The following is a 13,649-nucleotide window of genomic DNA, read 5'->3' as shown; positions in this document are numbered from 1 at the left end:
AGTCCCTCCCCTTTCGCTTGTACTTTGAGCGGATTGACCCGCGCAAGGCTCGAACTACGCAGCTCTCTATCCCATTGCTAAACGCATTTGGGATTGCTTTTCTCAGAATATTGTAAGACCCGTTAACATCGGAGTTAATTAATTGACCTGCTGAAGTCTTGTACAAACCTCTTTTGATCCGCTTGCCAGTAAATACATCATCCTTATCAGTTTTTCCATAAACAGGAATTGGATCTAAACCGAGAAAATTTGATTGAGAAGTATAAGATTCTTCTTGCACAACGACCTTAATCCCCACCAATCGAGTTTTATATTCCAACATCTCAATTAGTCGATCATGGGGAATACTGATAAAGTTTTGATTAGTTTGCTTTCCCAAATTAATCTCAGTTTTCCATTGTGCATTCTTGCCAATTACTAACGTCCCAATTTGTTTGGCGACCAAAAGGTCAACAATTAAACGACTGGTATGATGCAAGTAATTGTCAGTTTTTTGGTTGCGACAGCGAGTTAATCGTTGAATGCGGGGTGAACTCTTGCGACTTCCTTTCAATTGAGATTGTAACCGTGCTTTACGTTTGTTGTAGAACTGATTGATTGATTTTAATGGTCGCCCGTTAATCAGGAGAGGGGTAAAGCCCGGCTGATTTGAAGTTAACGCCGCTAAGTTATTCAGTCCTAAATCAATACTAGCTACGAATTTATCGTCGCTGGCGGTGGACTCCGGTTCATCGTATATTACCTCAATTACATAAGAATCGCATTTTGGAACCACTCTAACTTGACAGATTTGATCGGGATTTACTTTGGTTTTGATTGAGAGATGAGTACCCGAAAGCTTAACGATCCCTTTTTTTAATTGTTTGCTACTAATTGCTTGGATCGTGTAGACGAGAATGTTTCGCCCTTTGACCTTATCTTTGTACTTCGGCAGCTTTGGGCGACCAGTAAATTTAGAGGAATCAGTTTTGTAAGCTTTAACCGCTTCAAAAAACGATTTCCAATTCTTGTCCAATATCATCAAGATTTGTTGGCTGACTTTTGCGGGCATTGCCTTGTATGCTTGATGAGACTTCATCAAACTGTTCATCTCGTTGTAATTGATGTAACTCCATCCATAAACAAAACTCTGACGAATGACGTAGTTAGCTGCATTGTAGAGATTTTTGGATTTAAAAGCTAATTCATCAATCTCAGGGAAACGGTACTCCGTAGATTTAATGATGTGCCGCTCTGCTAGTTGCATTCAGAACTTCCTCGCAACATTTCTCTAACTTCTCTGACTAAAGGATACTATTATTGTTTATTGATGCTTACAAACTTAATGAAGTTTCACAATACACAACTGAAAAAACTGCTCGTCAGTTAATTCGACCGTTAATTCTAGGAGAGAAGGTAGGGGGGATAGTTTGTGATTCCATAACTGCCTCCAAATATTACACGAGTTGAATGTCAACAGTCAACCCTTCGACCGCGGTTCCTGAGCGTAGTCGAAGGGCAGGGCGACGCAGTCAACAGTCAACTGTTAACAAACAAATAACTAAGTCTCTGTATAACCTTGGATATTTTCCGGTTTAAACTGCTGCAAAATCTTCGCAGCTTTCCCAGTCAAATCATCAGTACCCTTAACCGCAATCAAAAATTTACCCGCATTCAAACGGTTGCGGTAGGGCAAAGCATCGCCGCTACCAAAAGCCATGCCCCCGGCTCCGCCAACAACAAAGCTGCCCATCCCGCCGGCGATCGCACCTAGCACTCCGCCGATCGCGTGATCGCCAATTTCGCCCGCCCAGGCAAAAGTCTTCAACTGAGTCATCAGACTGAAAGTAACGCCAGCAATAAAGCCAAACGGCACCAGCCAAACAGCCATGAGTTTAGCTTGTTTATTCGCTTGCTGGTTGGGGTCGATCAAGCCAAATTCATCAGCAGTTTTGTAGCCGCGGCCCAAAATGCTCACTTGCTTCATGGGCAAGCCTTCTTTTTCTAGAGCACAGTAGGCAGCTTCGGCTTGAATTCGATCGGGCAGTACGGCGATAAGATAATTCATCAGAACTATGGGTTTGAAACCCCGTCCTTTGAGGACGGCTTTACATTGAATTGAATCCCCTCGCGGGGTGGAGGGGTATGGTTGCCCCTCCGCTGAGGTATGGTTGCCTCAATCTCTTTTCGGAGTAAAAGAGACGACCTGCCAGGTCGTCTGTACTTCGCCAATGTTTAGTGAGCTTGTTAGGTTGAAAGCACTGTTGAGCGTGACATACCGAACTGTTTAACTCTCAACGATAGAGCAAGGGACTAGCTACGCATCAAGCGGGTATCGTGACTCAAAAAACGTAGTCACTTAAGACTAAGGCTGGTCAGAATGGCTTGTTAGATTCCTCCTTCAAGCCTCATGCCTTTAGGCTGAGGTTCCTGACTGACAAAAATTCCTGATGGTTAGGCTCGGACACCTAGAAATAATTATAGTCGGAAAAGACATACTAGCTAAGCAGTTCGGGGATTTCCAGACCGTCCGAGAGTGCGATCGCCCCGAAACCTAAAATATTTCAAGCAAAAACGGTCGGTCAAGACCGAATGCAGATACAATTCAAACTGCACAAAGGCAAGCTTCAGCCCAGCCGTGAGATACTGCCCTTGGTTTAAGCCTCAACTTTGTGCTCGCCAACGCGCTTGCCTATTTTTACTGATTCCACTCAATTGCTTGCTATGCCTAAAGTTTTAGTATCCGATCCGATCGACCAAGCCGGAATTGACATCCTTTCCCAAGTCGCGCAAGTTGACGTAAACACAGGACTTTCAGCCGAACAACTGGTAAAAATTATTCCAGATTACGACGCTTTAATGATCCGTTCTGGCACCCAAGTTACCAAAGAAATCATAGAAGCCGGGAATGCACTCAAAATCATCGGCAGAGCCGGTGTCGGCGTAGATAATGTCGATGTACCCGCCGCTACTCGCAAAGGAATTGTAGTCGTCAATTCCCCCGAAGGCAACACCATCGCCGCAGCCGAACACGCGATCGCCATGATGCTCTCCATGTCCCGCCACATCCCGGAAGCCAACGCATCCGTCAAAGGTGGTAAATGGGAACGCAACCGCTTTATCGGCGTAGAAGTTTACAAAAAAACCCTCGGCATCGTCGGTTTGGGCAAAATCGGCTCGCACCTCGCCGCCGCAGCCAAAGCAATGGGCATGAAACTGCTCGCCTACGACCCCTTCATCTCCACCGAAAGAGCCGAACAGTTGGGCTGTCGCTTGGTAGAACTCGAACTGCTGATGCGCGAATCCGACTACATCACCCTGCACATCCCCAAAACCCCGGAAACCCTCCACTTAATTAACGCGGAAGTGCTGTCGAAAATGAAGCCCACGGCCAGGATCATAAACTGCGCCAGAGGTGGCATAATCGACGAAGCAGCCCTCGCAGAAGCCATCAAAGAAGGTAAGATCGCCGGCGCAGCTTTGGACGTTTACGAACAGGAACCGCTGCAAGCCGATTCCCCGTTGCGGAGTGTCGGCCAAAACCTCGTGCTGACGCCCCACTTGGGAGCATCCACGGCGGAAGCTCAGGTGAATGTGGCGATCGATGTTGCTGAACAAATTCGCGACGTGCTCTTGGGGCTGCCCGCGCGATCGGCGGTCAACATACCCGGCATTTTCCCAGACTCGATCGAAAAACTCAAACCCTACCTGCAACTCGCCGAAACCCTCGGCAACCTCGTCAGCCAGCTAGCCGGAGGCCGAGTCGATTACCTCAACGTCCAACTGCAAGGCGAATTGGCCAACAACCAAAGCCAGCCCGTAGTCGTTGCCGCCCTCAAAGGCCTGCTCTCCCAAGCCCTGCGAGAGCGCGTTAACTACGTCAACGCCAGCATCGAAGCAAAAGAACGCGGAATTCGCGTCGTCGAAACCAGAGACGCCTCAATTCGCGACTACACCGGCTCCCTGCACCTCTCGGCCAAGGGAACTCTCGGCGAACACACAGTCACGGGTGCAGTGCTCGGCGAAAGCGAAATTCGGATTACCAGCGTTGACGATTTCCCGGTCAACGTTTCCCCCACTCACCATATGCTGTTTACCCTGCACCGCGATATGCCGGGGATTATTGGCAAAATTGGTTCCCAATTGGGCAGTTTTAATGTCAATATTGCGAGTATGCAAGTAGGCCGTAAAATCGTGCGAGGCGATGCCGTAATGGTTTTGAGCCTCGATGACCCCCTACCAGAGGGGATACTCGCCGAGATCCTAAAAGTTTCGGGAATTCGGGATGCTTACACGGTAAATCTTTGAAGGATTTTGGAGTTTAGATTTTGGATGCAAGGACTGATAATTGGTAATGGGCAATTGGTCATTGGTAATTGGCCAGAAAGCGGGAATTTTTCTATTAGCCAATCCTCATTCCTCACTCCCCAGTTCCCAGTCTCCAGTTCCCCGGGGCAAATCTAAAATCTAAAATCTAAAATCTAAAATCGTTATGGCACATAGCTGGTGGGAAATTAGAATTCTTTGCGATCCGGCGCTGGAAGATATCATCTTTTGGCGTCTGGAACGGTTTAGCTGTCGGGGAACTGCTACTGAGATCAAAAGCAATTCTTGCCTGATGTCGGCTTATTTGCCCGAAGAACAAGCAGGATTGCTGGATTTGGCCGCTCTGTCTCTGTGGCTGCGCCAAGATGCTCTGTGTGCAGGTTTGCCCCTACCTGCGATGCAGTGGGATTTGATTGAAGAGGAAGACTGGGGCAGCACTTGGAAGCAGCACTGGCAGCCTCAAGAAGTGGGCGATCGCTTTTTAATTAATCCGGCCTGGCTGCCCGTACCAACTGATACAGATCGCCTCATTTTGCGTTTAGATCCGGGTGTAGCATTCGGTACCGGTGCTCACGCTACTACTCAACTGTGTCTGGAGTCGCTGGAAATGCGGCTCGGTTTTGATGACAAAGAGTACGTAGTTGCCGATATCGGCTGCGGATCGGGTATTTTGTCGATCGGCGCGGTGTTGTTGGGCGCTACAAAAGTTTATGCTTTGGATACAGATCCTTTGGCAGTGCGATCGACCATTAGCAACAGACAACTCAACCGCGTTAATTCTCACCAGTTGGTTGCAGAGCTCGGCAGTATCGATCGGCTCAAAGAAATGGTAGATGAGCCGATCGACGGTTTGATGTGCAACATTTTAGCAGAAGTAATCATCGATTTAATCCCGCAATTCACTTCAATTAGCAAACCGACAACTTGGGCTGTGCTCAGTGGCATTTTGCTCGAACAAGCTAAGCCAATTGCTGATACTCTCGAACAGCACGGCTGGATTGTCGCTACTCTATGGAAGCGCCAAGATTGGTGTTGTTTTAATATTCGGCGCAGTTAGCATCTAATTGGGCATTGGGCATTGGGCATTGGGCATTGGGCATTGGGCATTGGGCATAGTTCTTCCTTCTTGCTTATTATCCCTCTTTTGTCACTTTCCGAAATTCTGACGAATTTCCGTCATTACAGCCAACGACACCTAACGAAAGAATCAGGGTTTGACCCCCATTTTTCGGAGAGTGACAGAAGAGGGTTATTATGTAGTGGCTATGCTAAGATCAATACTCCGGACAGTTTTTGGAACGAGACTACAAGCTTTACAGGGCAAGGATCATAAATAAAGTCGAATTAAATGCAAGTCAGGGGTGGAGCTGACATTGATTTAATTATCCACAGTGGCTCAAAGTCCTAGAGAATAAGCCCTTCAGCCATATAAAAACTGTCCGGACTATTGTAAGATAATAAAATATACCTACTCGCTAGGGATACTGATTGATTGGAAACCGTGTTTCAATGCACGTTCTATCCGGCTCGTTGTGAGCCAAAAATATTGGAATTCGATAACCAACTAAATGCAAGTTTAATGAAACCAAATCAAAATTCAGACATCGTACCAGGATGGGTAGGCGGATTCGCTGACTCAAATCCATTGTTTGCCTATCCAAAACCAGAACTTAACTCGTTGCCAATGTTGCATAACATGGCCAACATTACGAGAATCACACGCCAGCAGCCTGTATATTGGCCCGAGTTCAGTTGGGAAACCGTTCAAGGAAAGCAGGATTCTAGATGTTTTCAGATGTTTGCCCACAACATTTCCAGCATCGGTTACGACGATACTGGGAGAATATGGTCCATTATATGTCCCCAGCAAGGTGCTTGTGTTCCTAACATAACTTGTCTGAATGTAGAAGTTACCGTTACCGGACAGAGGGGTTGGGTTAACGAGACAAATCCAGAGTTAGGGATAGCAGCTGATATGACCGTCGAAGGTAAGATTTGGTTTAGTCCGAGTTCGCACCAAAATTGGTTGGTTCAGCGAGCATGGGATCTCTTTAAAGAAAAATCTCTTCCCTTTCCCTCAGACAAAGAAAACGCGATTCAGGTCACTACCCATAAGGTCAACGACCCCGATCAACCCATCTTTCCAATTCGGGCTGGCGAAAGTAGCCTATTTAACGCTCCTGACTTTGCTAGACACCAAGATAATGCATGGTCTGTTGGGAATATAGAGGTGGAAATTGGCGGTATCATCCCTAGAAATCATCCCACTGTCGATACCTTTAACCAAAAAATCCTGGATCTTTTCAACATTGCTTCTGGCAATATGCTGCAAGCTGGCAATGTACTGACTTGGAATCTCTGGTTCAGGAATCCCCAACTCGTCGACACGGAAAAGTGGAGAACCCACGCAGAGAGGTGGCGGAAGAGCATTGACGCGGATCACGGACCTGTATCAAGCCCTGCGAGATACGCCGATGGCTCTGTTTTTAAACCTCGCGAAGACTTATTCGAGGAGGTTCAAGACGCTGTTAAAATTATAGAATCACTCATTTAGTCTGCCTTATTCACGAATCTGCGGAGGCGGGCCTCTTTCGGGGAATGCGTTTCCAAATTGGGTTGTCAGTTATCAAAAGATTGACAACCCTTTCCAAGTATCCCGCTATTGTCAGCTTTGCTATATCCGTGCAAGAAAAAATCCGGATTTTTTATCAAGAAAATGGGTCTAAAACCCCGTCCTTCTAGGACGGCTTTCAGCTAAAATTGAGAAAAGTCGGGATGGGGCATCGCCACGACTCTAAATGGACATCGAGGGAGAGTCAGACTACTTTCGGTAGCTTCGCCCGATGAAGTGTTAAGAATCATACTTCGACTACGCTCAGGGCGACGCTTCGCACGCGCCTACCGCCACGGGGGATTGCCCCTACAAAGAATGAAACAGTCCTGGGGCAGGGGGGGGTGACTTCTTCCTTCTTCTTAAGACATGAATTTAAACAAAGAACGAACGTAAAAAAATAGCGCTCCAACTAAGTAAAAACAATTCACCAAAATCAACAATGTCTTACCAATATAAGAATTAACAAAACCAAAAACACGGTAAGTTGACAGCAGCACTAACAACATTTCAACCAAAGAAACAATTGACCCGTAGTGCTTCCTATCCCAATAAGAAATCGGACTGATAAAACGGTAATTGCTGAACGGAAAAAAGTGCCGGTGAGCGTCGTCATTATGAACTGGCAAATCTCCCAGAGAGTGCAGGATGATGCTCAGAAATAGAATTTGGATGCTTTGCCAGCCAAAGTAATCAGCAATCAGCCAGCCGATCGCAGCCAATGGCATAGAATGAAATAGAGCCACAATATTCTGGACAAAAGGCTCATAATATGCTTCCGACCAGATTTTAGCTTCCGGCATACGAGCAACGTATTTCGCCCAAAAGTAAAAGAAAAATATCGGAATATCCGGCAAGATTCCGCCCATAACTATGAGCAAATTAAACTCAGAATGCTGAGTTCTACCGAGAATTGCCAGATTGATAATCGCGTGGCTGGGAGTCTTCATTGTCAACGGGTAAACAGCTAGCAGCACAGGAGTTTCGACCCGTGCTGCGGTAAAATAATTAAGGTAAGATACCCTAACTATAAGAAAGGTTGCAGTCGATCGATCAATTGCGCCGCTTGCAGCACTCCCTCAATGCGATCGACCTCAGCGCCATTTTTGAACAGCACCAAAGTCGGCAAAGCATAAATGTGATACTGCGACGCCAACTGGTCGTACTTATCCGTGTCAATTTTGACAACCATCAGCTTGTCTTTCATTTGACCACTCACTTGCTCCAAAATCGGTGCCATCATCTGACAAGGCCCGCACCAAGTAGCGTAAAAATCTACCAACACCGGCAAGTCAGAGCCCGATAGTAACTCCTCAAAACTGCTGAACTGTTTTTGAACTGCCATAAGACAAAATAATTTTTTTGGTTCTGGCTCGATTTTAGTGCAAAATTCTCTGGTAGATTGCGAGGATACAATTATGGAACTATTGCCAGAGACTTTTCAGAGATTGCGAGGTAAAGTTGCTGTCGTGACCGGTGCGTCACGGGGAATCGGCCGCGCCGTTGCTTTAGCCCTAGCGGCAGAGGGCGCTAAAGTCGCCGTAAACTATGCGAGTTCGAGTGCTGCTGCTGATGAGGTGGTAGCAGAAATAGTCGCAGCAGGAGGAGAAGCTGTCGCACTTGCAGCAGATGTCTCGAAAACTGACCAAGTAGATTTACTCACCAGTAATGTCATGGAAAAATGGGGACGGATTGACATTTTGGTGAACAATGCAGGCATTACTCGCGATACTTTGCTGTTGCGGATGAAGTTGGAAGATTGGCAAGCGGTGATTGATTTGAATCTAACCGGCGTGTTTTTGTGTGCGAAAGCTGCCAGTAAAATCATGCTGAAACAGCGAAGCGGCCGAATTATTAATATTGCTTCGGTTGCTGGGCAAATGGGCAATCCGGGACAAGCTAATTACAGTGCGGCGAAGGCTGGGGTAATTGGGTTTACTAAAACTGTGGCGAAAGAGTTGGCGAGTCGCGGGATTACTGTGAATGCAGTTGCACCGGGTTTTATCACTACAGATATGACTAAGGATGTCAAGTCTGATGAGATTTTGAAGTATATTCCCTTGGGGAGATATGGGGAAGTTGAGGAAGTTGCGGGGATGGTCAAGTTTTTGGCTGCAGATGCGGCAGCGGCTTATATAACCGGGCAGGTTTTTAATGTGGATGGGGGAATGGTGATGGCTTAGGATTTGGGGATTTTTTTAACCGCAGATATCGCACAGGCAAGATGCCTGTGCCACGATGAAGGCGGATATCTGCGGTTGAATCTATGTCTCTTAGCCTATTTGAACTGAAATTAATTAGGCTGAATTTACCTATTTTCAGTTTACTTAATAAATAATAATTACTTTAAGGCTGCACACAACTGACTGAGGACTTTTTTGTATTTGGCAATGCGTTGAAAATCTGCCTCAGTCGGATTGGCGATGCGACGAAGATCGAGGTTATGAGTAACATCAGCGATTTTGACTCGCAATGCGATCGGGTTGGCAATCACACGCTCTAAATAAGTTGCATAAGCTTCTCCTTCTATTTTGGTAATCGCCGCAATCGCCGAGACTAGAACTTCTGGAAAACCTTCGCTTCTAAGTTGCTCAAGTGTAAGTTCAGAATCTTCGACCGCATCGTGTAGAACCGCTACGATTTTCTCCTCTAGAGAATTTACATTTTCCATCACAGCCAGCGGATGATCGAGATAGGGATTGCCTGCCTTATCAACCTGCCCCTCATGAGCTTTTGCTGCGATCGCGATCGCTCGTTGTAGTAATGATTGGTAATCTGAATTCGTATTTGACAACATCGTAAAGAAGTTCTATATTAAAGTTTCAGTCTCATCGCGGGTAATACCAATTTAATGTGAAGTTGCACATATCTCGATCCCCCTCGTATCCCCCTGATAGTCGGGGGACGAAAGATCGGGATCTTGTCCCCCCCTCCGGCGGGGGGCTAGGGGGGATCGGATTATATGCAGCCTCATAAAAAATTGGTATAAAAGGTAGTGTAGGAGTTTTTATTTTAAATATTCCTGCAACAATTTCCAAGCCATTTGAGTACCTTCCCCGGCGTTGACTTTTTCAAAATCTACATCTTTTCTCAAAACTACCAAACCCACACCCTCTTTGATTTCTATTTTATCACAATCGCTCACTCTGGCCAAAAAAAGGTGGTTTTTTTGTAAAATTTTTCTATCTTTTTGGGTCTTTTGGTGAGTAAAAGTTGTGATAAACTCCATTTTGTAATAATTGGTTGTGAGGCAAGTTTCTTCCTCCATTTCTCGCAGGGCTGCCTGCTGTGGACTTTCTCCAATGTCCAGGCCACCACCAAAAGTAGAAAGCATTCCTTGACTGGCAATACCTGGAATATTATCTCGCAGTTGGGCCCCAATCTGACCGTTGGGGAGCATGAGAAAAATGCGAACTATTGACTGAGGAATATTCATCTTATCCAGGAAATAACAAAACTCAAAAAAGTTGATCTATAGTTTTCTAATTTGAATCCAAATTTGCCTAATCCAATTGTACACCGCAGCATACAAAGCCAGTAACTTATTGACAAAACTTTGCCAAATAGAACCTTCCCTTACCTCAGAAACTTCTTCGATTTCCACGGGCAGCGGCGGCATCCCGACTACTTCATACAGCGGATATTCGCCACTTTTCCCCGGAATTGGCACGGATACGCACTGATTGACGATCGCCAAATCCTTAACTTCCTGATAAGTGTCCTCGGAAATCAAAAAACTTGTTCCCACTTGCTTGTTCGCCGCTTCAATCCGGCTGGCAAAATTCACCGCATCCCCGATCGCCGTCACTGTCTGATTTTTCGACGCGCCCAACTTCCCCACAACCACCCAGCCGCAGTGAATGCCAATCCCAATCCGCAATCGGTGACGGTATAAAGTCTCAAAATAGGGATTCAGTTTCTCTAATTCCTCCAGCATCTCCACCCCAGCCCTCACCGCTTGTTGGGCCGCCTTGTCAGAATTTTCCAACCCAAACAGCGCCATAAAACCATCTCCCATATAATTATTAATCATCCCGCCGTTGCGGTTGATTACATAACCCATTTTTTGGAAATAGCGATTTAAAACATAAATTACATCGTAGGGCAACAGCGATTCTGAAAACGCAGTAAAGCCTCGAATATCGGCAAACAAAATTGCAATTTTCTTCTCTTGACCCACAGGAGTAGAAATCAACTTTCCCGCCATTTCGTCGTTAAATGATTCCAAGTCTTCAGAATCGATCGCCAATCGGCGCAAAATCACCTTGCCGCCCGCAACCTGCGTCTGACAGGCTAGCCTAATTTCCGGCTCTAGGCGCAATTTTTTGGCGAGCTCCTCTTCCGGCGAAGTGCGGGGAGAGCAAAATTCTAAACCTTCGACAACTAATACGCGGCAAGTCGAACACCGGGCACTACCGCCGCAGATGTGGGTGTGGGGAATGCCTGCACGCAGCGAAGCTTCGAGAATTATATCGTCGTCGTCTATCTCGATCGAGCGATCGTCCGGCAGATAGTGAATCTGTGGCATATGTGGCGCGTCTAGCTAATTAGCGAGGAATCTCGCGGACATCTGTTATTGCAGCGAACCTGTATGAAAACCCGGTTTCTCGGCATCTTTTCTGCATCCCCTGATTCCGTGAACAAACCTGACCATCAACTCGTACCGTTAGACCTCAGGCTTATTTTTCCCTCGATGCCAGGGCTTTTTTGAGTAACGTAGAACCACCCCCACTTTCGTAATTCAAGCCAAGTCTTTTGATAAGTTTGGCTGAATTTTCCTATCGAGCCAAGGACTCCCCACACTGACAGCAATGCCATCCATCTGACCATTCTTTAGGCACTTTGTTGAGACCATTCTCACCCGGTTGAGAAATTCCCTTGGGGTCAAGGACTACAACGCTTTTACCTCATTTCCCAGCGACATATAGCCTTTCTCAGAAAGATGAGGTACTCATGGGCATAGGGCATAGGGCATAGGGCATAGGGCATAGGGCATAGAGCATACCTCACTTTTTTGAGAACCGCTATATTTGAGTACCCTAGTAAATTGACCCGCTTGCCGCATCAAGTATTGATTTATTCAAACCGCTCTTAGCCGCTTGACCCTTAGGCAAGTCAACCAAATTACCATCTTCAATATCAGTCTTGACTGGGCCGCGTTTACTCCTCTTCTTAAGACTCAACTTCTCTACCACCCAAACATCACACTTATCAAATAACTTATGTGGTGTTTTGAATGGGAAATCCCCTCTCGTTCTAGCTACAAATTGAGCGAGCTTAGAAATCTTGCCTTTGAGGATTTTCCAGGGCTTAGAACCTTTAACCCTGCTAGCTAGCTTCGACGGTCGTCTTGCCAACTTCTGAGAATACTGCCTTAAGAATCTCCGGTTTTCGACTTGTTCTCCATTGGATAGGTAGGCGTAATTAGTAATCCCTAGATCCATACTAATACTGTTTTCTGCGATCGGTTGAATTTCTACAACCGTTACTGGAACTGTTTGAGATTCGAGCGTTAGGGAAATATACCCTCCCTCTGCTTCTGGGATAACCGTGCCAGTCTTAACCTTGAATCCTTGCGGTATTTGTCTATGGAATACCATTGGCACTTGACCTACTTTCGCGGTAGTCAATACACATCCTATGAAGGCTCATCTTTGATAATCTTCAAATTATCTAGTTGAGGATAAGTAAGAGATTTGTAGTAAGGTCAACCCGGGAATTTAGGCTTGCCTCTAGGATTGCCATTTTTATCAGTGTTGTAAAATTTGAGAAGGAATTTTGTACAGGATTTTCTACATCCTGTAAAACTTGGGAATCCAATGATTTGTAATCAGGGAAGAGTTTTTTGGTGTTTTTCAAGTCAGACAACTGTACCTTCAACCACTGCACCTTACCACCATCAATGTTTGAGAAAACATCACCCTTTTTTGTTAAGGAATTACCAGATCCATCTTTTTTTCTGCCATCTCTGGTTTGCACTCTACTTAGAGGAATATTCTTGTAGATTTCCTCTACTGAAACTCGATATGCAGTTAAAGGGCCGGCATTAATGGGTGTTCTGGTCGCTTCCCACCATTTAAATTTTTCGCCTAATCGGTAGTTGTCTTGCCGACGGCAAAGTTCGAGGTGAGTCGCTATCGTTACCGCTTGATGTTTAGTGGGTTTTAGCCTGTACTTGTAGGTGAGTTGCATAAACTTCCTTTTTTCGACCTAGTTACAATATACTATATTCCGTCACATTGGTATGATTGTATTACTGTTTCAACGTGCAAGAAAGTACATTGAGAATCAGGAAGCTCCCGAAATATAATTGGCGGGAGCCGTACCTGGGGCCGCCCCGCCTTTGATCAAGAGGCGTGGATTTGGGGTACGGAGGCCTTCTTCACCTCCTTTAACTCCCATCTAAATATACGCCTTGGGCGAACCGGCTGGTAGTTAAAATATGTGTCTTCAGGGGGCGACAACAAGGCTAAAGTGGTTGCCCTATAAGCTTTATGGCTCTCAGTCTCCTCTGATAAAATGACTTTTTATTGCGAACAAAACTAAGCATAAGTAGCTAGACAAAATTAATTACATAGTTTTCTCCAAATTCTTTCAGGATTTTTTCCACAGAGGTAACAAAAGTTCCCCAACTCTTGTAAGCAGATATCTCAATCCATTCATACTTAATAAACCGCCATAAAATTTCAATTAAATTTAATTCAGGAGAGTAAGAAGGCAACTCAAAAAGAGT

At 45.7% G+C, this 13,649-nt stretch carries 13 protein-coding genes and 1 pseudogene; 4 read left to right on the top strand and 10 right to left on the bottom strand.

Annotated features, from left to right (window positions below):
• Together ACUVJL_RS21560 and ACUVJL_RS21555 are read right to left on the bottom strand one after the other, a co-directional pair.
• Window positions 1-1,246: pseudogene (locus ACUVJL_RS21560) on the bottom strand (RNA-guided endonuclease InsQ/TnpB family protein); the annotation flags it as partial.
• Between the two features lie 294 nt (window positions 1,247-1,540).
• Window positions 1,541-2,047, bottom strand: coding sequence for a hypothetical protein (locus ACUVJL_RS21555; RefSeq protein ID WP_445247699.1), 507 nt, complete (start codon window positions 2,045-2,047; stop codon window positions 1,541-1,543).
• Between the two features lie 656 nt (window positions 2,048-2,703).
• Between ACUVJL_RS21555 and serA the strand changes: the two genes are divergently transcribed.
• The 3 genes from serA to ACUVJL_RS21540 all read left to right on the top strand — a co-directional run bounded on the left by serA (window position 2,704) and on the right by ACUVJL_RS21540 (window position 6,859).
• Window positions 2,704-4,287: a phosphoglycerate dehydrogenase gene (gene serA / locus ACUVJL_RS21550; RefSeq protein ID WP_445247698.1), complete on the top strand. Its 1,584-nt coding sequence runs from the start codon at window positions 2,704-2,706 to the stop codon at window positions 4,285-4,287.
• A 184-nt stretch (window positions 4,288-4,471) separates the two neighbouring features.
• Window positions 4,472-5,362, top strand: coding sequence for a 50S ribosomal protein L11 methyltransferase (prmA, locus tag ACUVJL_RS21545; RefSeq protein ID WP_445247697.1), 891 nt, complete (start codon window positions 4,472-4,474; stop codon window positions 5,360-5,362).
• 522 nt (window positions 5,363-5,884) lie between these two features.
• On the top strand, window positions 5,885-6,859 hold the full coding sequence (locus ACUVJL_RS21540; protein WP_445247696.1) for a hypothetical protein: 975 nt from the start codon (window positions 5,885-5,887) through the stop codon (window positions 6,857-6,859).
• Between the two features lie 419 nt (window positions 6,860-7,278).
• Here ACUVJL_RS21540 and ACUVJL_RS21535 read toward each other — a convergent pair whose 3' ends face one another.
• Window positions 7,279-7,893, bottom strand: coding sequence for a hypothetical protein (locus ACUVJL_RS21535; protein WP_445247695.1), 615 nt, complete (start codon window positions 7,891-7,893; stop codon window positions 7,279-7,281).
• A 50-nt stretch (window positions 7,894-7,943) separates the two neighbouring features.
• On the bottom strand, window positions 7,944-8,261 hold the full coding sequence (gene trxA / locus ACUVJL_RS21530; protein ID WP_445247694.1) for a thioredoxin: 318 nt from the start codon (window positions 8,259-8,261) through the stop codon (window positions 7,944-7,946).
• A 73-nt stretch (window positions 8,262-8,334) separates the two neighbouring features.
• Here trxA and fabG point away from each other — a divergent pair, with 73 nt between their 5' ends.
• Window positions 8,335-9,099: a 3-oxoacyl-[acyl-carrier-protein] reductase gene (gene fabG, locus ACUVJL_RS21525; protein ID WP_445247693.1), complete on the top strand. Its 765-nt coding sequence runs from the start codon at window positions 8,335-8,337 to the stop codon at window positions 9,097-9,099.
• Window positions 9,100-9,257: 158 nt separating this feature from the next.
• Here the strand turns inward: fabG and ACUVJL_RS21520 are convergent, their stop codons facing one another.
• The 6 genes from ACUVJL_RS21520 to ACUVJL_RS21495 form a co-directional block, all read right to left on the bottom strand.
• A complete protein-coding gene (locus ACUVJL_RS21520) occupies window positions 9,258-9,713 on the bottom strand; it encodes an HD domain-containing protein (RefSeq protein WP_445247692.1) in 456 nt (151 codons plus the stop codon).
• A 210-nt stretch (window positions 9,714-9,923) separates the two neighbouring features.
• Window positions 9,924-10,352 carry an NUDIX domain-containing protein gene (locus ACUVJL_RS21515; protein WP_445247691.1) on the bottom strand — a complete coding sequence of 143 codons (429 nt, stop codon included), beginning with the start codon at window positions 10,350-10,352 and terminating at the stop codon, window positions 9,924-9,926.
• 36 nt (window positions 10,353-10,388) lie between these two features.
• Window positions 10,389-11,444 (bottom strand): adenylate/guanylate cyclase domain-containing protein, encoded by a 1,056-nt coding sequence (locus ACUVJL_RS21510; protein ID WP_445247690.1) that lies wholly within the window; start codon window positions 11,442-11,444, stop codon window positions 10,389-10,391.
• Between the two features lie 511 nt (window positions 11,445-11,955).
• Entirely contained in the window at window positions 11,956-12,516 is a 561-nt protein-coding gene (locus ACUVJL_RS21505) for an RNA-guided endonuclease InsQ/TnpB family protein (protein WP_445247689.1), read from the bottom strand.
• A 73-nt stretch (window positions 12,517-12,589) separates the two neighbouring features.
• Window positions 12,590-13,108 (bottom strand): helix-turn-helix domain-containing protein, encoded by a 519-nt coding sequence (locus tag ACUVJL_RS21500; protein WP_445247688.1) that lies wholly within the window; start codon window positions 13,106-13,108, stop codon window positions 12,590-12,592.
• Window positions 13,109-13,472: 364 nt separating this feature from the next.
• On the bottom strand, window positions 13,473-13,649 hold a 177-nt coding region (locus ACUVJL_RS21495), incomplete at its 5' end, for a transposase (RefSeq protein ID WP_445247700.1).

It is taken from the genome of Microcoleus sp. OTE_8_concoct_300 (assembly GCF_031383065.1).
Classification (GTDB): Bacteria; Cyanobacteriota; Cyanobacteriia; order Cyanobacteriales; family Microcoleaceae; genus Microcoleus.
The sequence above is the reverse complement of the archived record's forward strand: the minus strand, read 5'-3'. Positions and strand labels throughout refer to the sequence as shown.